The organism is Algoriphagus sp. AK58, from assembly GCF_014324365.1.
In the GTDB taxonomy this organism is placed as follows: domain Bacteria; phylum Bacteroidota; class Bacteroidia; order Cytophagales; family Cyclobacteriaceae; genus Algoriphagus.
Genome location: NZ_QEIG01000008.1, coordinates 818156 through 841269, shown reverse-complemented (window position 1 = coordinate 841269; position 23114 = coordinate 818156). Strand labels below are relative to the sequence as shown.

Here is a 23114-nt window from a genome sequence, read left to right as displayed (position 1 = left end):
ATTCTTTCAGAATATCCAGATAAGGTTTAGTTTAGACGCTAAACCTTTTTTCTCATGCACAAGAATACTTTAAAAATCGCTTTTCTCAGCCTTTTCTTCGGATGGATCTTTTCCTGTCAAACCCCAGATACTCAAAAGGCCAAAACCTATGAATTGGCTCCCGGCAACGAAATTCTTTCACTTCCTCTGAATGATCAAACTCCCAATATCAGTGTAGGTTTGCAGTATTTTCTTGAGGACAAACCTTACCTCTTTAGTGCCAACTGGAATACCAATGCCATCCAAATCTATGATCTTGGCAGTCAATCCTTGGTGAAGGAATTGATTTTTGAAAGGGAGGGAGACCAAGGAATTGAACTAGCCTATTTTCATGTACAAAGCTTGGATAGCATTTTCGTTTTTCCTCCCTTTGGCAATCAGTTTATCCTTACAGACACTTCCGGAAAAGTGAAAAATCGAATCCGATTTGACTTGCCCGATGGGTACGCCACCCTTTTTGTTCACAATAGTTACTATGTCTCTCCTCCCAAAGTGATGGGTAATGAATTGGTGGCAAAGCTAAGAGCGGATGGAAGAGTTTCGGATTTTACACAAACCCAATTGGATACGATTTCACTGGCAGCTGCGATTAACTTGGAAACAGGATCGGTTCGCCTTTTGCCACAGAGATTCCCCAAAGACTACCTTTCCACTGGACAGAAGCAACTCGAATACAGTTTTCACCAGGATGAGGATCAAATGATGGTGTCATTTTTAGGAGACCATCGCATCTATTATTATTCTGCCAATTCCGCCGAAGCTACCTCCACCGAAGCCAAGAGCCAATTTTTGGATGAAGTGATGCCTAGTTTTGCCAAGGATACAGACAGCCGTGGATTTGCCGAATATTCTTCAGCGAAGTCCCGATATGAATCACTGATTTTTGATCCTTTTCGAAAGGTGTACTACCGCTTTGCTTTTCCGACGGTCACCATCGAAAATGATGATCAGCTGAGAGCACTTCGTGCTACTCCGGGCGCTTTCGTGGTGATGGTTTTAGATGAGAAAGGTATGGTGCTCACCGAGCGGAAATTTGAAGCAGGAATCTATTATCCCAGCAATTATTTTGTGGGAGAGAAAGGCCTTTACCTCTCCATCAATCATCCCGAAAATCCCAATAATGTGGAGGACCAATTTCAATTTGAATTGATCAGGTTGGAGGAAAAATAAAAACAAAGAGGCTGTCTCATCAAGGGGCATTAAGGTCAGCCCCACCCTTCGACTTCGCTCAGGGTGATTGGAGTCGAAGGCCGATTCTAGTGATCCAGACCACATTTCGATCTGCCCAACTATCGATGGTCCGGTGCTCGATGTGACAAACAGTACTTATGAGACAGCCTCTTCTCTTTTAAGCATTTGCCAAAGTCCGTTGAATGGTTTCCAGATTCACCCTGATTTCGTTGATGCTTTCCCATTCACGGCCTTCCGAGCCATGCTCAATCCCCACATATCCATGAAATCCGTGTCCGACGACTAATTTCATCATTCGCTCATAATCCAAAGGGTGCTCCTTTCCTCTCTCATCCCAAACCACAGGTTTCAAACTGACACCCTTAGCAAAGGGCATTAACTCATCTACACCCCGATAGGAGTCATAGCTAAGGATTCCTGAAGCATCCCGTTTCATGGCAAAGTTGCCAAAATCAGGTAAAGTTCCTGCTCTGGGGTGTGCGGTTTGTTTGATCAGTTCTGCTAGCCACTTGCCGTTGGAAGAAAAGCCTCCGTGGTTTTCGATAATTACATTGATGTCAAAGTCATCCGCAAATTCACAGATTCTTCTGAAGGTCGAACTACAGACATTTATGGCTTCTTGTTCTGCTTTGGGATCTTGGCTGAACGGTACAGCGGTGTAAGCATTGATTCGGATAGAATGACAACCCAAGAATTTGGCGGCCTCTACCCATTTTTTGTGGTTTTCTACGGTTTGTTGCCTTTCCTCTGAGGTAGCGGCTCCTAATTGCCCTTCGCGATCGATCATGATGAGAACCGAGGTTACTCCCTCTCCATCAGCTCGGTTTTTCATTTCTTGAAGGTAAGCCTTGTCTTGGGCTTTATCCATGAAGAACTGATTGACATATTCGATGGCTTCAATTCCGTTCTTTTTGGCGTCACGTGCAAAGTCTAAATGGTTCATTTTTCCTCCAAATAGGAGTTTATTCAGTGACCACTCGGCCAATGAAATTTTGAATGGAGGGTTTGCGTTGTTCATAGCAAAATTTACTTGGGGCAATCCCAAACCCAGCGCAGCTGTGGCTAGGCCAGTGGTTTTCAGGAAATTTCTTCTATTGGTCATAAGAGATGAGGTTTTGGGTGAAAGAAAGTTAGCCATAAAAAATTATTGGCCAAGCCCATTTTGGACTGATATTCAATTGGAAAAGGACAGTACCCTTCAGCTTTATTCTGATAAAATCTTATCTTTTGAAAATCCACCCAAAGCAACCTTGGCTATGAAAAAGCTTTTAATCTTCCTGATCGGAATTTCTTTCTTCTATTCCGTAGGACTTGCTCAGCAAAATCGCCCCAATATCGTCTGGATCGTGGTGGAGGACATGTCTCCGGAGCATTTGGAAGTGTATGGAGGCACGGGTGGAAAGACACCTCATCTCAATGCCTTAGCCAAGGAATCTGTGCAGTACATGAATGCTTTCTCTACTGCAGGCGTATGTGCTCCAAGTCGGGCAGCCTTGATTACTGGTGCTTATCAAACGTCTATCGGCGCCATGCACATGCGAACTTTGGCAGCTTCTGCAGTTGCTTCGGATGATTATCCTCCAGGATTCAAAGGCTATTCTGCGGTTTTGCCTGAAGGAATGAAGCCTTACCCTTTGATTTTACGGGAAGCCGGCTATTACACCTCCAACAACTCCAAGGAAGATTACCAATTCCGAAGTCCCGTGACCATGTGGGATGAAAGCAGCCCCAGAGCACATTACCGCAACAGAATAGATAAAAGCCAGCCTTTTTTCTCCATTTTCAACTTCACCACCCCCCATGAATCTCAGGTGTGGGTGAGGGAAAAAGAACCCCTGAAGGTCGATCCATCCAAGGTGAAAATCCCACCTTATTATCCGGATGATTCGATCAGCAGGTATGTAATGGCTCGATTTATCACCAATGTGATGACCATGGATGATCAGGTGGGTGAGGTGATCCGGCAGCTGAAAGAAGATGGACTATATGACAACACGATCATCTTTTTCTATTCGGATCATGGAGACGGATTACCCTATGTCAAGCGTGAGCTCTACGATCGGGGATTGCGTGTACCCTTGCTGATCAAGGCTCCATTTCTGCAAGCTGGAACCCGAAATGAAGAGCTGGTCAGTTTTGTGGATTTTGCACCTACGCTTCTTTCTTTGGCGGGAATACCTATTCCGGAGAGCATACAAGGTCAAGCCTTTTTAGGAGCTCAAAAATCAGCCCCAAGGAAATACATCTATGCCGCACGGGATCGAATGGATAGTGAATACGATCGGGTGAGGGCTGTTTTTGACGGGCGATTCAAATACATCCGCAACTACATGCCCGAGAAGCCCAACTACCAGAATATCCGATTTCGGCTGCAAAATCCTCTGATGCCGCATTTATTGAAGCTGCACCAAGAAGGAAAGCTGAATGAAAATCAAGCCCGTTGGTTTGCACCATCCAAACCCGTGGAGGAATTGTACGATACCCAGTCCGATCCCTATGAATTCAAAAATCTTGCCTCCGACCCTGCTTTTTCGGAGAAGTTGGTCGAGCTGCGCAAAGCCCATGAGGATTGGATCGCAGATTTTGGGGATCTGGGTACGGTCAATGAGATGGAAATGATCCGTACTTGGTGGAAAGGAAAGGACACTCCTCCGGTGACTCCTGCCGCCCGGCTTACTTTTGAAAATGGAAAAGTTCATCTGACCTGCTCCAATCCAAGCGCTTCGATTGGCTACCGTTTTTCTGAAAAAGAAGGTTGGAAGGTGTACACTGCTCCTTTTGAAGCTCAGAAAGGAGACACTATCCATGTCAATTCCCACCGAATCGGATATGAACCCACAGAAATTTCCCTGCTCATCCAATAAGCGCTCGCACCTATGAAGAAAGCAATCATTCCTATTTCGATATTCCTTCTTTTTCAGTTTACTAGGGTTTTTGCCCAAGAAAACATGCTTTGCCAAGGGGCTCATTGGACAGAAGATGAGGCAGCTATTTTTATGAAAAAGTCCGCCTCGGAATGGAGCACCCAAGCGGATTGGGAAAAGCGAGCCGAAGTAATCAGAAAAGGAATTATCGAGGGAATGAAGCTTGAGCAAATGCCTGCCCGAACTACTTCGTTCAATACCATCATTCACAGCACCCGCGAGATGGATGGCTATATCGTGGAAAACATCGCCATCGAAAGCTTCCCCGGATTTTTCATTACGGGAAACCTTTACCGTCCGCTTAATCCAGCCCCTTTTGCCAAAAGTCCTGCAATTCTTAGCGTTCATGGCCATGGGCCGGATTTACGATTTGGAGAAAGCATGCAAACCCGAAGTGCAGCATTCGCACGAATGGGTGCGGTGGTATTTGCCTATGACATGATTGGCTATGGCGATTCCAAGCAAGTGGATCACAAAATTCCGATTGCACTCACCCTTCAAACCTACAATTCCCAACGGGTGATCGATTACCTGATTTCCCGTTCGGATGTGGACCCTGAGCGAATCGGTGTGACGGGCGAGTCCGGTGGAGGCACTCAGACGATTTTGATTACTGCTTTGGATTCGAGGATTAAAGTTTCAGCACCTGTGGTGATGGTTTCTGCCTATTTCTTCGGCGGCTGCACCTGCGAAAGTGGGATGCCGATTCACAAAAGTGCAGATCACCAAACCAACAATGTGGAGATTGCAGCTTTGGCTGCGCCTCGACCCATGTTGCTGGTTTCAGACGGAGGAGACTGGACCAAAAACAATCCCCGAATCGAGTTTCCCTATGTGCAAAAAGTCTATTCCACTTATGAGGCAGAGAGTCGTGTAGATAATGTCCACTTAGCAGGCGAGCGACACGACTATGGGAAAAATAAACGGGCTGCGGTCTATAATTTCTTTGGACATTACCTCGGGCTCAATGCCGGTCGGATTCCCTATCAGGATGGATTCGATGAAAGCTTTGTGACCCTGCTTTCTGCGGATGAACTCAGGGTGTTCAATGAAAAAAATCCCATGCCGGAGCGTGCGTTCAAAGGGGATGAGGCCGTACTAGATTTCTTGAGATTGAAATAACCTTAACTTCCCTGTTCTATACTTGGAATCTCTTTTTGGATTTTGGGTCCAAAAGGTGGCAGAATCCAGTACTCCTCAGTTTGCTTTCGACTGCTTTTCTGCCTCTCCAGAAAAAGGGAGTGCTTCGAGAGAGACTTGTTATCCTGCTTTTCCGAAAGCAGGATAATAAGTTTCGATTCCTTACTACTGAACTGGTAGGCAGGGAATTTCCTTTACCGCACCAAAAGGCGGAAGAATCCGATATTCTTCAATTTGCTTTTTCCAATCGATATCCTTCATCTGATAATCCGGAGTGAATCTGAGTTCATCCCAATAGGTAGATCTTGGATTTTCAAACCGAAGGTCATGGGTCCTTTTCATCCAATTGAGCAAGTCCTTTCTCATTTCTTCTTTTACTTGGGTTAATTTGGGATCTGATGCCAGATTGTAAAGCTGATAAGGGTCTTTCTCTACATCATAGAGCTCTTCCTCAGGCCTTGGTCCAAAGGAAAGGGCAAAATAATCCGGTTGTCCGGTCACACTTTTTCCTTCCATGGCCATAATCAAAAACTTGGTGATGGAATGATCCACATCTCCGAATTGCCCAACGGACTGATGTACGGTCGGATCTCCAGCAGGATTCCTTTCCGGCATGGGATTCCAGATGTAGAGATAGCGATGATTTCGGATTCCTCTCATGGGGTAACTTTGATCACCCTTCCGTACGTTGGCATGGCGCTCTCTTTCGAGATAAACCTGATTTCTTTTCTGTTTTTCTCCTGCCAAAAGTGGCCAAAGAGACTGCCCGCTCATGTTTTTTGGACTTAATCCAGCTACCTCCAAAAAGCTCGGAGCAAAATCTACAAAATTCACAAAATCGTTCACTATAGTGCCTGGTTTGATCTTTTCAGGCCAACGGATGAGGAGTGGCATTCGGGTTCCATAATCATATAAATTTGCCTTGGCTCGAGGGAATGGCATCCCGTTGTCGCTCGTGATCACAATGATGGTATTGTCCAGTTCTCCGATATCTTTCAATTTTCCGATCAGTTGCCCGCATTCCCGGTCAAATCGCTCGATCTCATAGTAGTAGTCCAGGATATCATTTCTTACGCAGTCAGTATCCGGGAAAAAACCTGGAACCACCACCTCTTCCAATTTCATCCCCGCTTGAATACCGGTATTAGCCACATAATCCCGATGGGGATCTGAGCTCCCAAACCAAAAGGTAAATGGCTGTCCTTTGGGTCTTTCCTTGAGAAATGATTCAAAGTCAGTGAAGCCTTTTCCTGCAGGATTATGATCTAGACCTGAGATTTTGAAATCTCCCGGTCCCCAGCCTTTTCGGGTGGATCCAGTGAAATATCCTGCCTTTTCCAGCAGGGCTACGTAGGTGTCGTATTGGGCCGGCCATTCTGGCCAAAGATTGGCTCCGGCTTCATTTTCATGAGGATATCTGCCGGTGAGAATACTGGCCCGAGCTGGGGAACAAGAGGGTGATGCGGTATAGGCATTTAGAAAAAGAGCGCCTTCTCTAGCCATTTGGTCGAAAGTCGGAGTTCTTACCACCAGATCTCCATAAATTCCAGCATGTGGAAAAGACCAGTCGTCTGCAATGAGGAAAAGAATATTAGGTTTTTTATCTGATACAGGTTTTTGAAAAAAGGACAAAGCCAAAAGTAGGATAAGACCAATAGGATTCATGACAGGACTTTTTGATAAGAGAATCAAAATACCTGAAAGGGGACAAAAAGGAAATGAAAAATTTCACCTGAAAATCAAAATTTTTTAAGGTCAATCTCTTTATTAGACCTTTCTGTTAAGGTCGAAAAACATTATTGAGATTAATTTTTCAATATTTTAGGGCCAGATCCTGATTTTGCTTCCTAGCTCGGTTTTTTTCCGCGTATCAGTCATCCAAATTGGCTTTTCCGATTTGAGAAGCTATGGAATCACTAACTCTTCCAACCTGCCTTTTCCCCCTACCAACAAATTCAAATCGATTTTCTCCCCGATTCCGGGTAAGCTTCCCTTTTCAGAAAATTGCCAGATGGTCCAGTCTTCAGTTTCAGGTTCCATGATCGGGTTGTAATTGGCCACCCATATCGGGTACGCATCGAATCCACGGTTGTGCAGCACTTCCCAGAAAAACCGATCTCCGGTGTAGATCATCGGCTTGACACCATAGTGTTCTTCAATAATCTTCAGCCAGTTTTTGAGCCCCTCCCGAAGTTTGTCCCGAGACTGGATGGTGCTGTGCTTTTCGATGTCCAAGACAGGGATTAGGTCCCCTGATTTGAGTTGGGCAGTTTTGATGAAATTCTGAGCCTGGAGCGTACTGTTTTCATTGGGGCGATAATAGTGATAAGCTCCTCGCTTGATGGGAAGGGGCCGAAAACCCTCCCAATTTTGCTTAAAGCGGGAATCTTTTCCATCCTTTCCCATGGTGGCCCGTACGAATACAAACTCAATTTGCCGATTTTGAAGTTGGAGTTGCAAACCGGCAAAGTCAATCCTTCCTTGATATTCAGACACATCGATTCCAAGAATTCCATCCTGAAAATTGGAAAACACGTGATCAAACTTCAAGGCTTCGGTAAATGGAGGCGCTTTTCGGGTGTAATCGCTCCATCGCTGATCGAGTTGCCGACGGAATTTTGTCACCAAATAACCCGAACCCAAAGCCACAGCAATAATCAACAAGCTGATCCCAATCCAAGGACCGGACTTTCTCTTTCGGGGCATTATTCGGTTTCTAAAATTCTAAGCATTCTAAGATTGACTTTGGGAGAAACAGAAAATTGACATCTTTTCATTCAAACTTCCATACTTCCCAACCTCCAAGCATTTAAACTACCTCACCTCAAACACCGCCGATTCCCAAGGACCAAAATCCAAATCGATCTCTGCCCCAGTGTCGGTGACCCGAAGCTTGGTCTTTTTCTTCCCAAACATGACCTCTCTGATCTCCCTTTCGCCAATTGCCAAGTTCCATGTCTTGAGCAGTTCCGGAGAAAGTTTGAGCGTCGTTTTCACCGTTTGGAATTCATCGAAGTTGGTCACTACGATCAGCTTTTGGCTTTCATCCCATCGGGCAAAAGCGAAGGATTTGTTGGTATAGGCTGGGTTTTGAGATCGGTTGAAGGAATGTAATTCTATATACTCTCCCATCAGTGCCGAACTGTTGCGGGTGAAGTTGAGTACTTCGGAATAATAGTTTCTCAGCGCCTTTTCATTTTCCGACAGCTGTCCTCCGTCAAATTTGCCTCCATTCATCCATTTCTGATGCTGCGGTACCCCGATGTAATCAAAGATGGAAGTGCGGCTAGGGTCGCCAAAACCCGCATCCTCAGCCCCAGGCTCACCCACTTCCTGTCCGAAATAAATCATGGTTGGGGAAGTCGAAACTGTAGCAGAAACCACCATCGCAGGCATGGCTTTCCAGGGATTTCCCGCAAACTCTGGGCTGGCAATTCGCTGCTCGTCGTGGTTTTCCAGGAAGTGGAGCATGTGGTGCTCAATGTCTTTCAGTCCTTCCAGAATCGGCACCAGATTATCCGTAGATCCATGACCCTGAATAATATGCTTCAGCGTATCGTATAGCTCTACCTTATCGTAGAGGTAATCCATTTTTCCCTTGTGGATGTAATCCCGATACAAACTCGGGTTGTAAACTTCCGCCAATAAGAAAGCCTCCGGATTGGTCATTTTGATATGGGAATTGAGGTAGGACCAAAACTCCACCGGAACCATCTCGGCCATGTCAAATCGGAAGCCGTCCACGCCTTTGCCCAGCCAAAATTGGGTGATGTCCTTGAATTTTTTCCAGGAATCCGGCACGTCTTTGCCCTGCCAAAAGTCATAATGCGCTTTCCAATCTAATTTTTCAGCTCCAGAAGGCAACTCGTCAAAATCCTTTTTCCCATCAGGACTTACTCCATAATTGATCTTGACCGTCTCGTACCAGTCGTAGAAGTCAGGTTGAGCCAATCGGGAACCGTTGCCCGTCCATTTGGCTGGGTTTTCGTCAAATTTTCCATCGGCCAAGGGATGCTTTTCTCCACCTAAAGGCTGATAGCCATTTTTGGGTTCGGGTACTGAAAAGGCCTTTCCGGGGATGTAGTAGAAATTATTGTTTTTGGTGTATTCGACCGTTTGGTCATCGTCTGCCCCAAAGTCACGAACTCCGGCGGGATTGTTTTTCCCCTCATAAAAGCGAGACACGTGATTGGGTACGATGTCAATAATCACCTTCATGTCGTGCTTGTGCGTGCGGGCGATCAGCGCTTCGAATTCCTCCATTCGTTTGGTCACATCCACCGCCAAGTCGGGATTGACCTGATAGTAATCCCGAACGGCATAGGGCGAACCTGCCCGACCTTTGATCACATCCGGATCGTCTGAACTCACCCCGATTTCTGGAAAATCCCCAATCACTCCATGGTGAGGTACACCCGTGTACCAGATGTGTGATACCCCGAGCTTCTTGATCTCCTCCAAAGCGGTATCCGTAAAATCGTTGAACTTGCCGACACCGTTTTCTTCCTTGGTTCCCCAAGGTTTGTTGGTAGTATTCGTATTGCCAAAAAGACGGGTAAAGACCTGATAAACGACGATTTTTTGGGGTTTCATAGGTTCGGATTCTTGAGGCTTTGGTGCTTGGCAGGAAAGTGCTGCTGCCACCAAAACCGCTGTCGTTAAAAATTTCTTCATGCTAAAAGGTTATCGGGTCAATCGGTATAAGAAGATGGTGTTTCTTTTGATCAAATCGGGGAATTGCTTCATGTTGATGGTTTCTCCCGGAGCGTGTGCACCTGTGCCCGAAGCCCCCAAGCCATCCAGACAATCCATAAACTCAGCCACAAAGGAAATGTCTCCGGCACCTCGGCTTCCCGGATCTCCGGGCTTCACAGGGCCATACCCCATATCCTGACTGACTTGGCTTAGGAATTCCGCCAAGACATAATTCCCTTCCGTTGGCTCCATGGAAGGGATGTAGTCGTAGAAGGTGATTTCCGCGTCAGTTTGATGGAGGTTTTTAGCAACTATTTCCCGCATTTTGGCTCGTGCGGCTTCTTTCTGGGCTTCTCCCAAAAATCTCAAATCGCCGGTAACTACAGCTTCTCGGGCTACGATATTGGTTTTACCCAATGCTGTTCCTGCTCCGGAGGTTTGATCCAAAATCACATCCGATCCTCCTATAAATTGTCCCGGATTGAAGGTCAGGTATTTTTCACCTGCTAAGGCTTCGCGGAACTCATTCAGGATTCGAGCGGCTTCATAGATCGCTCCATAACCTGCATTTTGACCAAAAACCCCACTGGAATGGCCTTGCTTTCCGCTGGTTTTCAGAGTCCAGCCTCCAGCCCCTCGTCGGGCAACGGTTGCCGTAGAGAATCCTTGAGCAGTCTCATAGCCCAAAGCGATATCGTGCTGCTTGGCGCGCTCGATAAAGTCCTTTCTGGAGAGTTCGGCGTTGCCTGAGCTTTCTTCGTCCCCATTGAAATACACGGTAATCGTACGGTCATCAAGCAGTCCCAATTGGTGCATGGCTTTCAAGCTGGCCAACACCAATACATCGCCGCCTTTCATGTCATTGGCACCTTGGCCTGTGGCCGTGCTGTCATTGAGGTAGGAAAAAGGAGTGAAGGGCATATCCTTCTCAAAAACCGTATCCAAATGCCCGATCAGGAAAAGTTTTTTGCCTTTGGTTCCTTTGCGGGTAGCCACAAAATGCCCGGCACGGTTTACCTCGGCTGGGAGCTCGATCCATTCGGTTTGGAAGCCGATTTTTTGAAATTCCCGTTCGAAGACCCGGCCGACTTCCCGTACGCCTTCTTTGTTCAAAGAACCTGAGTTGATATTGATGACTTCCTCAAGGATGGCTAGGGTTTCCTTGTAGTTTTTATCGATCAGTTCGATCAGTTTTTGTTCGTCTTTGTTGAGTTTTTGCTGGGCAAAAGAGAAAAGAGGCGCTATCGCTAAAATCAGGAAGAAGGTGATTTTTTTCATGGATGGAAAATAGCGGAAAAAGCGGGAGGGGGCAAGGTTGGTTATTTTTAATCCAAGGATATTGGAAATAAAATCAGATACAGATCGTGCCGTTGGCACTCGTTGAAAATACAAAATTGATTTTAAACCCAGAATTGAATTCTGGGCATTTAAAGGACGTGCCTTTGGCACTTTTCCAAAATCCGATTGAATTACCAATTGCGCTGAAGGCGCAATCTGTTACAGCCCCAAATTCAATTTGGGGAATTGAATGTATGATAGAATCCAGAGCCCCAACGGGGCGATCTGTGTTTTATTCACCAATCAATCCCAAACAAATTTTTCATCATATTCAATTTGACATTCCTCCAAAAACCTTCGATACTCTTCGATACTCGGCCTGGAAATCTAATTTTTGATGATGCTGTTTCTGATTTTGGATATACCTTTTGACGGTTTGCAATTTGGATTGGCTGACTGAAAATGCGCCATAACCCTTTTGCCATTCGAAATCTCGGTGGATCAATTCTTTGTATTTGATTGAACTGGAGATTTTCACATTCTTAACCAAATCCGCAATAGTGATTGTTCTCGGCAGGGTACAAAGCCAGTGAATGTGATCCGGCATCATAAATATTTCTTCTGTAAAGCTTCCAAGGTTGGCGCCGACTTGGACAAAATAGGCTTGCGCATGGGGTCTGACTTCATCTTGGATTATCGAAATTCTGTTTTTGGTCGAAAAAACGATGTGGAGGTACACTTTGGCTAGGGACTGAGGCATGATTTGAAAAATTTAGGATTGAAAAATGGATTACAGATCGTGCCTGCCTTTGCCGGACAGGCAGGCCTTTGGCACTCTTGAAAATACAAATTTGATTTTAAAACCCAGAATTGAATTCTGGGCTAATACAAAAAATGCCTTTGTCATTAATTTTAAAAACCCATTCTTCAAAGCAGAGCCCCAAAGGTGCGAACTGTTCTAGCCCCAAATTGAATTTGGGGCTTTGAGGAAAAAAATCGAACCAGAGCCCCAAAGGGGGGGGCTGTATTTAATTCCTTTATTTGATTCCCTGAACAATCCCAAACCTATTTCCCATCTCGTATTTCTCCAAATACCAACCAATTCCCACCAATGGCACAGGGATTGCCCTTTAAGGCAAAAACTGTTTTACCAAATCACTTTACTTATGAACATCAAATCAATCAGCATTTTAGGACTTGCCTTTTTGGCGACCTTTCTTTTTTCCTGCGAAGGAACTCAAAAAGAATCTGATCAAGTGGAAACTATCGAAGCCGAATTTGAAAACGAGCGAAAGGAACTCAAGTCTGAACTGGAGGACCTGCAATCCGAGATCGACCAGAAAATCGAAGAGTTGAAAGCCAAAAAGGAAGAAGCTACTGAAGAAATGAAAGCTGAACTCGAACAGGCAGAAAAGGAACTCAAAGATGAAAAGTCTGAAGTGGAAAAGGCATTGAAAGACGTAGAAAAGGCTACCGAAAACACTTGGAAGGATGTCAAATCCGCAGCAAAAAAGACCTCCAAAGACATCGAAAAAGAATGGAATGACCTGAAATCCAACGTAGAAGATCTTTTCAAAAAGAACTGATCCAAAACGATTTGGACCAAAAAGCCGATCTGATGATTTGCCCCCAAAAAGTTAGACACTTTATGGGGGCATTTTTATGTTTCACAAGGTCTGCAATGAATTTCCTGAGGGAATATGAAACACCGGCAATCCGGGCATGTGTTGATTGAGCCAGTTTTTCAAAAATTCAGATCCGCCTTCTTCGCTGGCAGAGTGCCCGATCTCGATCATAGAAAGCTTCATCCCGATTTCGTTGGCAGCCCTTACGTACTCGGGAGTTTCCCATTCGTTGGACTCTCCGCAGACCAATACGTCTGGTCTATGCTCCATGATTTGAGTGATCTGCAATCGTCCACCAACTGCGCCGGGTAACAAGAGAACTTTTTCACAAGACTGATTCAAGTCTCCCACGTAGCGCATGGCCGGTACACCCAGTTTAGTTTTGATGTGATTGATCAGGCTCCGAAGATCTGTCTTGGGGATAGTCAAAATCCGGCTTCCAGGGGTGTAATACTCATTCCATCCCAAATCTCCTACCACTCCGACACGCACTCCGTCATCTTGCATTCGGTGAACATAGTCGTGATTTCTCCACAAAGTTATGCCGTTTTTCTCCATCAAGTCATACTTTGCACGAAACACGGGGTCATTTTGCAGATAATCTGTGTCATCTTGTCCAGAAAAGAAAGTAGGTTCATGTGGAATGATCAGATTGGCTTTGACTTCGATGGCTTTGTGGATGATTTCCATGGTCGTAAACATCGTGGTCACCACCCCGGTCACTACGGTGTCTCTAGAACCTACCTTGATGGTATCTACCGTTTGTGCAAAGGGAGCGTTCGGAACCTGAGCAATAAAGGTGTCCATGATTTCTCCCACCGTCCAGGATTTTTTTGGGGAGAATGAAAAGGTGTCCAAAGGATTGGCAAGCATTCCTGCTCCAATCAGTGCTCCAGATGAGTGGATAAATTTTCTTCTGTTCATGTTGGGGAGATTTGACTAGGATTAAAAGTAAAAAAAGCCGTGAGCAATAAATACCCACGGCCAGAATTCCTTTTCTCTCAAAAGAAACTATTCTACTTTGACGTTGGTCAGCCAGATGAAGCGATTTCCATCTTGCCCCATGTGATCCTGAGCGAGCTTGATAGGACCAAACTGACCTACATTTTCCCAAGTCCAGGTGCGGCCTTCAGCACCATTTCCTCTTCTAAAGGTCCACTCAAGAATCATATTGTTTTCATCGATGTACAAATCATAGGCATCCCCGGGAGTATAGCCCATTCCCGGCGCTTTGGGTTCACCCGAATTGTAAACGATGGTCAGCTTGGTTGAATTTGTACCCTTAATCGGAGACGGAACATTTTCGGAAATTTCATGGGTATACCCTGAATCCCAAGCCAGCTGAAATGGCATCATCGCCCAGTATTTATCATTAATAAAGGCCCCGTCTTGTTTTGGAAGAGAATCAGCAGTGAGGCTGTAAGTGAATGTAGTGTCTGGACCCGAGTAATAGACTGTGCTGTCTTTGATGTTCCACTTCCAGTCTCTGGAGACCACATTCACGGAATCGCGTTGTACATTCCACGTGTAGGCAATGGACTTAATTTGGTCAAAGTTTTCGAATCCATAGGCTTTCGCGACCCTGAAAGGTAAGGTATCGGGAAGCTCAGGTTTTTGCTGGCATGCATTAGCCAACACCAGTGTAAGGAGGAAAAACAGGTATTTTTTCATGATCAAAGGGTGGTGAAGAGATAAAACTGTTCAGCTTTCGGTTTGTTTGGAAAGCCAGTTCTTCAATTTATGGTATTCTAGTCTTTTGTAAAATGGCTGAACCATAAAAAGGAAACGATCCAATAAAAGCATGGTCTTAAACATGGGAGATGGGAAGATTTTTCTTTTCCTTTTCTGTGCTCCAAGGAGAATCTTATTCGCAACCAATTCAGGTTTTTGAACGGGAAAAGCTCTGGGAATTTGATTTCCCGCTGCCGCAAAGAATCCTGTGGAAGTAGCAATCGGAAAAACCAAGCTAAGCCAATCTCCGGATTTTTCGGACCAAACGGTCTTCGCCCATTGCAAAAGTGCTGCTTTGGTGGCACCATACAAGCTATAACCCGGCACTGGCCAAAAGGCCATAGCCGAACAGGTGATGACATACTGAAAAGCTGATTTGGGAAAAAGGGTTTTCAGTTCCATGGCAAGTTGGATGGGAGATAGAACATTGAGCTGGAAAAGGCTCTCTGCCTCTTTCCAGTTTTGTTTTTCTGCGGCTTGGTATTCTGCCCTGCCGGCATTGGCAAAGCAATAATCCACGTCTTGCCAAACATTTTGCACCCAACAAAGAATCTTTTCATTTCCCTCTTTTTTGCTCAAATCTGTGATCAGGTATCCTTCGAGATCAGGAAAGTCAGACTTTAGATTCCTTATTTTTTCTTCGGAAACATCTACTGCTAAGATTCTTTTGGAAAAAGGATACAGGCTTCTTACCAACTCCATCCCTATACCAGATCCAGCACCGGTCACGATGATCTTAGCATTGCTAAATGACTTCATCCCCATAGGTGGGCTTAGGGAATTTAATTTGGAATGGATTGACCTTGATAGCCAGGAGAGGTTTGATTCCTCGGATGTCAGGGAAAAAATTAGGATCTAGGTCAAGCCTTTGGATTTTTGCCAGCTTACCCCAGCCGCTGCCATAAGGACTTGTATAATACTTGACCTTATTTAAGGTCTGGCACAGTCGGATAGGAAGAAAAGAAGTGGTAACAGGGAATGATAGGCCACCGTTTGTGATTTCAGCATAAAAAACCTCTTTGCTTCCTGAAGAAACAGATATGATGTCTTTTTCTGGTTCTTTTTTCCACTTTATCGGAAGTGTTTCTTTTGGGATTCCCCAGTTGTTTCTTCCATTTTGTGTGCTGGCTTCCGAGTCCACATAAATCTTGGTAATGGCCTGCATTTTTGTTTTCCGGAATTTTCCTGGAATGATCAATAATTCGTGATAAGGTCCTACCGGGGAGGTTTCGTAATCCACGAGCATCACATAACCAAGTCCTCCTTTGAACTTGCCTTTGAGATGGGCAGGGAGATGCGAGTGTTCCTCGACCCAATCCTTTTTGAACTTGAACACCAAAATGATTCCTTCACCTCTTAATTTCCATGGAGGAGGAGCCTGAAGGACCAAATGGAGGTCTTGAAGGATGTGTGGATTCTCATGCATAAGGAGAGGGGCTTATAGAGGTCCATCCTCCATCAATGATCAGTGTTTGTCCGGTAATGTGACGGGCCGCATCAGACAACAAAAATGCCGCTGCTTCTGCAATATCTTCCGGGCTGGCAGGCCTTCCAAGAGGGGTAAGTTTGGACCAAGTCTTGGCATAATCCGGATCTGAGGTAGTTCGCTCCGTAAGGGTAGCACCGGGTGCAATGGTATTGATTCTGATTCCAAATGGGGCAAGTTCCAAGACCAGATTTTTGGCCAGCATTTCAATGGCAGCTTTGCTCATGGCATAGGCAGCAAGATTTTCGTGGCTTTGGTGAGCGGTGACAGATGAGGTAAAAAGGATTGCCCCCCCTGACTCTTGGTCTTTCATTATTCTCGATGCCGCTTGGGTAAGGAAAAAAGTCCCAGCCTGATTGACACGGGTTACCTCAGTGAAGTCTTCCCATGAATAATCCAAGAATCCTCCAAACAGGGTGATTCCAGCATTGCAAACCACTTGGTCTACCGACCCGAATTCATTCAAGGCGAGGCTTAAGAGGTCTTCAATCACTCCTTTACTTGAGGAGTCTCCGGAGTATCCCAGCACTTTTCCTTTTTCCAAACGCAAAAGATGTGCAACTGCCTCCTCAGTAAGGCTTTTTTCCAAATCATTGAGAATGACATGGGAGCCATTTTCGACAAGTTTCCTTGCAATGGCCAGGCCTATTCCCTGACCTGCCCCGGTGACGATGGCTACTTTTGGGTTTCTCATTTTTATAAAATTAGACCTGACAGGTTTTCAAAACCTGTCAGGTTTGTCATCAAATCAATGCGAATCTCTTTTCACTTCCGAACCAGAGCTTCCCTGAAGGAAATCAAAATCCACTCCCTCATGTGCCTGATTGACTTTGTCCAAAAACAAATTCACATAACCTCTTTCATAGGGGAGTTGAGTAGGTACAAAATCTTTTCTTCTTTTTTCAAATTCTTCCTCCGAAATCAACAAGTTCAATGTCCGGTTGGGCACATCGAGTTCGATTAGATCCCCATTTTGGACAAAAGCCAAAGGTCCTCCAATGGCCGATTCAGGGGACACGTGAAGTACTACCGTGCCAAAGCCTGTTCCGCTCATGCGACCGTCAGAAATTCGGACCATATCTTTGACCCCTTTTTCCAGTAGTTTTTTGGGCAGTCCCATATTTCCGACTTCGGGCATGCCCGGATAGCCTTTTGGTCCTACATTTTTCAACACCATCACGCAGGTCTCATCAATGTCCAAGTCAGGGTCATCCACCTTGGCTTTGTAATCATCGATATTTTCGAAGACGACAGCTCTGCCCGTATGCTTCAAGAGACTTGGGGTGGCAGCGGATGGCTTGAGTACGGCGCCGTTGGGGCATAGATTGCCTTTGAGCACGGCAATGCCTGACTCTGGTTTGATGGGGTTTTCCAGGGTTCCGATAAGGTTACGGTCCCAGCATTGGGCATTGGCGATATTTTCTCCAATGGTTTTGCCATTGACTGTCAGAGCATCGGTATGGAGGTGCTTTTGGATTTCTTTCATGACTGCAGGCATTCCACCCGCGTAAAAGAGGTCCTCTACCCAATGTTCACCTGAGGGCTGCACATTGGCAATCAGAGGGATTTTTGAGGAGAAATGATCAAAGTCGGTCAAGTCAAGCTCTACCCCGATCCGTTTGGCAATGGCAGTCAGGTGCAGGATGTAATTGGTGGATCCTCCGATGGCAGCATTTACCATGATGGAGTTTTCAAACGCCTTTCTGGTCAGGATTTTATCCATGGTAAGGTCTTCTTTGACCATTTCGACGATGCGCATACCCGCCAGGTGAGCAAGGACTTTCCTTCTCGAGTCCGCAGCAGGAATCGTTGCATTGTCCGGCAGGGCCAGACCAAGGGCCTCTACCATGGCGGCCATGGTTGAAGCGGTGCCCATAGGCGCACAATGGCCGACAGATCTGGACATGGAAGATTCCACTTCGATCATGTCTTCTTGGGTCAGTTTGCCTACTTTGTAGTCTTCAGCAAACCTCCAAATGTCGGAGGTGCCGATTTTTTTTCCACGGAATCGTCCAATCAGCATGGGGCCACCTGATAAAACCAAAGTAGGAAGGTTTACAGAAGCTGCGCCCATGACAAGGGATGGGGTGGTTTTGTCGCAACCGCACATCAGCACCACGCCGTCCATGGGATTAGCCCGTATGCTTTCTTCCACGTCCATAGATGCCAGATTTCGGAAAAGCATGGCGGTGGGTTTGATCGAGCATTCGCCCAAAGACATTACAGGAAACTCAAGCGGAAAACCGCCTGCTTCCCAGATGCCTCTTTTGAGTGCTTCTGCCAGATCCCTAAAATGTGCATTGCAGGGGGTGAGTTCGGACCAGGTGTTACAGATACCGATGACGGGCTTTTCTCCTGTAAAAAGATGATGAGGAAGTCCCTGGTTTTTCATCCAGGATCGGTAGATGATTCCATCTTTGCCGGTGCGTCCGTACCATTCTTGGCTACGGAGTTTTTTCTTAGACATAGGTTAAAGAGGGTTGAGGTAATTGGCCAAGAAGTTACCAAAAAATAAGAAATCGGGGCAATTAGGGGAGGTGAAATGGAAAAGAAAAATTGAGAAACAAAAAAGCCACCTCATGAATAAGGTGGCCAATGGAAGAAAAGGATTCTAGGTCTTTCAATTGATTCGCTCGATTTTGGCTCCTAAGGCATTGAGCCGCTGATCAATATTTTGATAACCTCGGTCGATTTGTTCAATATTATCAATAATGGAAGTGCCATTGGCAGACATCGCCGCGATCAACAAAGCAACTCCTGCACGGATATCCGGAGAAGTCATTCGGATACCTCTCAATGGGTATTTTCTATCCAAACCTATGACTGTGGCACGGTGCGGATCGCAAAGGATGATCTGTGCACCCATATCGATCAGCTTGTCTACAAAGAACAGGCGCGATTCAAACATCTTTTGATGAACCAAAACAGTTCCTTTTGCCTGAGTGGCAGTGACTAATACTATGGAGAGTAGGTCCGGTGTAAATCCCGGCCAAATCTGGTCTGCCACTGTCAAAATCGAGCCGTCAATGAAGGTTTCGATTTCATAATGTTTTTGAGCTGGGATAAAAATGTCATCCCCGCGGAATTCCATCTTGATGCCCATTCTCCTGAACGTCTCAGGGATGATTCCCAAGCGATGGATCTGACAATCTTTGATCGTAATCTCTGACTGAGTCATGGCAGCCATGCCGATGAAGGAGCCGATTTCGATCATATCGGGTAGCATAGTATGATCTGTACCACCCAGTTGCTTTACCCCTTCGATGTTTAAGAGATTGGAGCCTACTCCGGTGATTTTTGCTCCCATGCGGTTGAGCATGTCACAAAGCTGTTGTAGGTAAGGTTCACAGGCAGCATTGTAGATTGTGGTCTTTCCTTCTGCCATGACCGCTGCCATCACGATGTTGGCCGTACCGGTGACGGAGGCTTCATCGAGAAGCATGTAGGTACCTTTGAGATTTTTTCCGTCTATGTGGAAAATCTCATTTTTGGCATCGTAGTGAAATTGAGCTCCAAGCTTCTGGAATCCAAAAAAGTGGGTATCCATTCGGCGGCGACCGATTTTGTCTCCTCCCGGTTTGGAAAGCTTGCCTTTCCCAAATCGGGCCAATAGTGGGCCTAAGATCATTACCGAGCCTCTCAGTGCGGAGGCCTTTTTCAGGAAATCTTCAGTCTCCAAGTAGTCCAGATTGACGTCGTCTGCTTGAAAGCTGTAGGATTCCGGTCCGAGATTCTGAACCTTCACTCCCATGTCAGAGAGGAGTTCGATCAGTTTATTGACATCCCGGATGTTGGGGACTTTATGGACGTTGACTTTTTCAGAAGTCAACAAAACTGCACAAAGGATTTGGAGTGCTTCGTTTTTAGCTCCTTGAGGGATGATTTCTCCTTTGAGGCGATGTCCCCCTTCTACTCTGAAAGATGCCATTTAATTTATCTGCGTTTTTTGTGGCCGTTACGGTGCTTTTTACCGTGATTTTGATGCTTCTTTTTGTGAGTCTGCTCTTCCTCGATATGAGGGATTTTAAAGTCTCGTCGGGTGTTGGACTCAAACAAAGCGTTTTCCCTTACCTTCTCCAAATCGATATGCAAGCGACCTTTGGATAGAGTTTTGATGTCGTCAATGATGATGCCATCGTCGAAATTGTCTCTGTTCCAGGTGGAATGGAAGCTTCGCATCAACTGACCAATGTAGATGATGGCATTTTCCTGTTCCTCATCATTTTCGATCTCGATCGCTTTTTCGATCAGTTTTTCGATGTTTCGACCATAGTGTTTGAATTTCACCTCGCCCTTTGGATAGCCGATAGGTAGCGGTTTTTTGCCTAGCAATTCCTTTTCCGGCATGGGGAATGGCCCATCCACGTCCAACTTGAAGTCAGACATGATGTAGATGTCATCCCAAAGCTTTTGGTCGTTTTCCTGCTTCATGGCAGGAAAAAGCTGTTTGATGATTTCTATGACGGTATAGGCACTTTGGGTGCGCTTTTCGCGATCTTCAATTCCGGTGATGTGATTCACCAGCATTTGAATGTTCTTTCCGTATTCTTTCAAAATGAGTGTAGTTTTTCTTTATTCAGTTGCGCTCTATCGCTTCCATTTTTGCCACAAGTAAGGTACAAAAAATCACCAAAAGGCAGGGAAGCAGGGGTTTAGTCTATGATCCTGAGCTTGGCAAAGCTAAGCAATAATGTTTTCTCCCCAAAATGCTCAAAATCGATCGTAGCTTTTTTGTTAAGCCCTTCGGTTTCAATTTTTTGGACTTTTCCATAACCGAATTTGGGATGCTCTACCAGTTGACCTGCCTGTAGATTATTGGTATTGCTGGGCTTGAAATCAGGGCTAGGGGTATGGATTTTCATCGTCGATACCGGTCTGGCCTCAGGTTGCTTTTTGATACCGATAAAGCCCTGAGAACCAGGAAGGCCTTCTCTTCTCAAGGCTCCCGGCATTTCCTTGGTGGCAGACATGCGCTTGTTTACCTTGATTGTAGCAGGATGTACTTCCTCCAAAAACCGACTCGGTTCGCAATTCAGCAATCGTCCAAATCGATATCGAGTCAAGGCATAAGTCAGGTACAGCTTTTCCATGGCTCGGGTAGTGGCCACATAGAAAAGTCTTCGCTCTTCCTCCAAATCCTCCCGACTTTGCATCATCATCTGAGAAGGAAAAAGATCTTCTTCCATTCCGACCACGAATACCTGTTTGAATTCCAAGCCCTTGGAGGAGTGAATGGTCATAAGGGTAATCGCATCTGTCTGGTCTTTGTCCTGATCATTATCTGTAAGCAGGGCGATTTCCTGAAGGAAGGCACCAAGACTTTTGTCCTCATTTTCGGGATTGTCCACATACTCCTTGATGGCATTGAGCAATTCCTGGACGTTTTCGTAGCGATTGAGACCTTCTATGGTTTTGTCTTCGTAGAGCTCGCGCAAAAGTCCGCTCTGCTTAGCTACCGAGCTTGCTGCTTCGTAGGCATCTTTTCGCTCGATTTCGATCTGGAAGGCTTTGATCATGGTTGCAAAATCATCTACTGCACTCCCGGCACGTCCCCCCAAAAAACTGTGGGCATTTTGTACCACATCCCAAAGCGGAATGTCGTGCTCGTAGGCTGAGACGAGGATTTTCTCCACCGAGCTGTCTCCAATTCCCCGTTTTGGATAATTGATGATCCGCTTGAAGGCCTCTTCATCGGCAGGATTGACCGCAAAACGGAGGTAGGCCATCAGGTCTTTGATTTCCTTTCGCTGATAAAATGAGAGGCCTCCGACGATCTTGTAGGTCAGGTTCATTTTGCGAAGTGCCTCTTCGATCGCACGTGACTGGGAGTTGGTGCGGTAGAGGATGGCAAAGTCGCTGTTGTTGAGCTTCTTGTTGTTTTTTTCTTCGAAAATGGTCGTGGCCACGATCCTTCCCTCTTCATTGTCTGAGGTTGCTTTGATCAGTTCGATCAAATCTCCATCGGGATTGGAGGTCCACACGGTCTTTTTGAGCTGGGCTTTGTTTTTGTCAATGATGGAGTTGGCCGCCTCGACGATGGTCTTGGTGGAGCGGTAGTTTTGCTCAAGTTTGACCACAAAGAGATCGGGGTAGTCCTTTTCGAAGTTGAGAATGTTCTGAATATCCGCCCCGCGAAAGGCGTAGATACTTTGGGCATCGTCACCAACCACACAGATATTTTGGTGGACGGCGGCAAGCTTCTTGGTGATGAGGTACTGGGAAATATTGGTGTCCTGAAACTCGTCCACCATCACGTACTTGAAGCGCTGTTGGTACTTGTTGAGCACGTCCAAATGGTCGCGAAACAGGACGTTGGTGTTGAAAAGCAGGTCGTCAAAGTCCATCGCTCCGGCTTTGAACAGGCGCTCCTGATACTTTTGGTAGATTTCGCCCATGCGAGGCTTTTGTGCCGCTTCATCGTCTGCCTTGACAAATGGGTCATTCTGATACATTTGCCAGGAAATCAGTCGGTTTTTTGCTCCGGAAATCCGTGAAAGTACCACGCTGGGCTTGTAGACTTTGTCATCCAAGCGCATTTCCTTGACCAAAGTCCGGATGAGCGATTTGGAATCATCCGTATCGTAAATGGTGAAGTTGGAGGGATAGCCTATTTTGTCAGATTCCACTCTCAGGATCTTGGCAAAAATCGAGTGAAAGGTACCCATCCAGGTATTTCTCGCCTCCAGTCCCACCAGTTTTTCGATCCGGTGCTTCATTTCACTGGCCGCTTTGTTGGTAAAGGTCAGGGAAAGAATGTTGAATGGATCTACTCCTTTGGCATAGATCAGGTGGGCAATTCGGTAGGTAAGCACTCTGGTTTTGCCCGAACCAGCACCGGCAATGATCATTACTGGACCATCGGTATGTTCTACAGCCTGACGCTGGGGGGGATTGAGTTCCTTTAGGTAATCCATTTTTTAAGATACTAGACAAAAGAAGCAAGACACAAGAGGTTTTGTTCGGGTGTCTCGCCCAGAATTTATTTCCTTTATTAAGGTATTGAGA

At 45.8% G+C, this 23114-nt stretch carries 19 protein-coding genes; 4 read left to right on the top strand and 15 right to left on the bottom strand.

Annotated elements, in window-relative coordinates; genetic code table 11:
- The first annotated feature begins 54 nt into the window (after window positions 1–54).
- Window positions 55–1209: a DUF4221 family protein gene (locus DDT91_RS10465; RefSeq protein WP_187176100.1), complete on the top strand. Its 1155-nt coding sequence runs from the start codon at window positions 55–57 to the stop codon at window positions 1207–1209.
- A 178-nt stretch (window positions 1210–1387) separates the two neighbouring features.
- On the opposite strand, the gene DDT91_RS10460 is transcribed toward DDT91_RS10465, so the two are convergent.
- Entirely contained in the window at window positions 1388–2332 is a 945-nt protein-coding gene (locus DDT91_RS10460) for a TIM barrel protein (protein ID WP_187176099.1), read from the bottom strand.
- A 154-nt stretch (window positions 2333–2486) separates the two neighbouring features.
- Between DDT91_RS10460 and DDT91_RS10455 the strand changes: the two genes are divergently transcribed.
- Together DDT91_RS10455 and DDT91_RS10450 are read left to right on the top strand one after the other, a co-directional pair.
- Window positions 2487–4094 (top strand): sulfatase, encoded by a 1608-nt coding sequence (locus tag DDT91_RS10455; RefSeq protein ID WP_187176098.1) that lies wholly within the window; start codon window positions 2487–2489, stop codon window positions 4092–4094.
- 12 nt (window positions 4095–4106) lie between these two features.
- Window positions 4107–5276 carry a S9 family peptidase gene (locus tag DDT91_RS10450; protein WP_187176097.1) on the top strand — a complete coding sequence of 390 codons (1170 nt, stop codon included), beginning with the start codon at window positions 4107–4109 and terminating at the stop codon, window positions 5274–5276.
- Between the two features lie 183 nt (window positions 5277–5459).
- Here DDT91_RS10450 and DDT91_RS10445 read toward each other — a convergent pair whose 3' ends face one another.
- The 5 genes from DDT91_RS10445 to tnpA all read right to left on the bottom strand — a co-directional run bounded on the left by DDT91_RS10445 (window position 5460) and on the right by tnpA (window position 12027).
- Window positions 5460–6959, bottom strand: a complete 1500-nt coding sequence (locus DDT91_RS10445) for a sulfatase (protein ID WP_187176096.1) — start codon at window positions 6957–6959, stop codon at window positions 5460–5462.
- A gap of 240 nt (window positions 6960–7199) precedes the next feature.
- Complete coding sequence (locus DDT91_RS10440) at window positions 7200–8000, bottom strand: GH25 family lysozyme (RefSeq protein ID WP_187176095.1); 801 nt, start codon at window positions 7998–8000, stop codon at window positions 7200–7202.
- A gap of 108 nt (window positions 8001–8108) precedes the next feature.
- Window positions 8109–9968 carry an alpha-amylase family protein gene (locus tag DDT91_RS10435; protein ID WP_187176094.1) on the bottom strand — a complete coding sequence of 620 codons (1860 nt, stop codon included), beginning with the start codon at window positions 9966–9968 and terminating at the stop codon, window positions 8109–8111.
- Between the two features lie 9 nt (window positions 9969–9977).
- Complete coding sequence (locus DDT91_RS10430) at window positions 9978–11267, bottom strand: M20/M25/M40 family metallo-hydrolase (protein ID WP_187176093.1); 1290 nt, start codon at window positions 11265–11267, stop codon at window positions 9978–9980.
- Window positions 11268–11598: 331 nt separating this feature from the next.
- The gene (gene tnpA, locus DDT91_RS20635) at window positions 11599–12027 is read right to left on the bottom strand and encodes an IS200/IS605 family transposase (protein ID WP_255502070.1); all 429 of its coding nucleotides are present in this window, start codon (window positions 12025–12027) and stop codon (window positions 11599–11601) included.
- Between the two features lie 406 nt (window positions 12028–12433).
- On the opposite strand from tnpA, the gene DDT91_RS10420 reads away from it, so the two are divergent.
- Window positions 12434–12853, top strand: coding sequence for a hypothetical protein (locus tag DDT91_RS10420; RefSeq protein ID WP_187176092.1), 420 nt, complete (start codon window positions 12434–12436; stop codon window positions 12851–12853).
- 81 nt (window positions 12854–12934) lie between these two features.
- Here DDT91_RS10420 and DDT91_RS10415 read toward each other — a convergent pair whose 3' ends face one another.
- The 9 genes from DDT91_RS10415 to DDT91_RS10375 all read right to left on the bottom strand — a co-directional run bounded on the left by DDT91_RS10415 (window position 12935) and on the right by DDT91_RS10375 (window position 23023).
- A complete protein-coding gene (locus DDT91_RS10415; protein WP_222718625.1) occupies window positions 12935–13816 on the bottom strand; it encodes a Nif3-like dinuclear metal center hexameric protein in 882 nt (293 codons plus the stop codon).
- Between the two features lie 87 nt (window positions 13817–13903).
- The gene (locus DDT91_RS10410; protein ID WP_187176091.1) at window positions 13904–14563 is read right to left on the bottom strand and encodes a hypothetical protein; all 660 of its coding nucleotides are present in this window, start codon (window positions 14561–14563) and stop codon (window positions 13904–13906) included.
- Between the two features lie 30 nt (window positions 14564–14593).
- Window positions 14594–15382, bottom strand: a complete 789-nt coding sequence (locus DDT91_RS10405) for an SDR family oxidoreductase (RefSeq protein ID WP_187176090.1) — start codon at window positions 15380–15382, stop codon at window positions 14594–14596.
- Complete coding sequence (locus tag DDT91_RS10400; protein WP_187176089.1) at window positions 15369–16049, bottom strand: acetoacetate decarboxylase family protein; 681 nt, start codon at window positions 16047–16049, stop codon at window positions 15369–15371. The genes DDT91_RS10405 and DDT91_RS10400 overlap by 14 nt, the downstream gene beginning before the upstream one ends.
- The gene (locus DDT91_RS10395; protein WP_187176088.1) at window positions 16042–16803 is read right to left on the bottom strand and encodes an SDR family NAD(P)-dependent oxidoreductase; all 762 of its coding nucleotides are present in this window, start codon (window positions 16801–16803) and stop codon (window positions 16042–16044) included. The genes DDT91_RS10400 and DDT91_RS10395 overlap by 8 nt, the downstream gene beginning before the upstream one ends.
- 54 nt (window positions 16804–16857) lie before the next feature.
- On the bottom strand, window positions 16858–18576 hold the full coding sequence (locus DDT91_RS10390) for an IlvD/Edd family dehydratase (protein WP_187176087.1): 1719 nt from the start codon (window positions 18574–18576) through the stop codon (window positions 16858–16860).
- A gap of 153 nt (window positions 18577–18729) precedes the next feature.
- Window positions 18730–20037 (bottom strand): UDP-N-acetylglucosamine 1-carboxyvinyltransferase, encoded by a 1308-nt coding sequence (murA, locus tag DDT91_RS10385; protein WP_187176086.1) that lies wholly within the window; start codon window positions 20035–20037, stop codon window positions 18730–18732.
- Window positions 20038–20042: 5 nt separating this feature from the next.
- Complete coding sequence (locus tag DDT91_RS10380) at window positions 20043–20636, bottom strand: DUF4290 domain-containing protein (protein WP_187176152.1); 594 nt, start codon at window positions 20634–20636, stop codon at window positions 20043–20045.
- Window positions 20637–20761: 125 nt separating this feature from the next.
- Complete coding sequence (locus DDT91_RS10375; protein WP_187176085.1) at window positions 20762–23023, bottom strand: ATP-dependent helicase; 2262 nt, start codon at window positions 23021–23023, stop codon at window positions 20762–20764.
- Window positions 23024–23114: the final 91 nt, after the last annotated feature.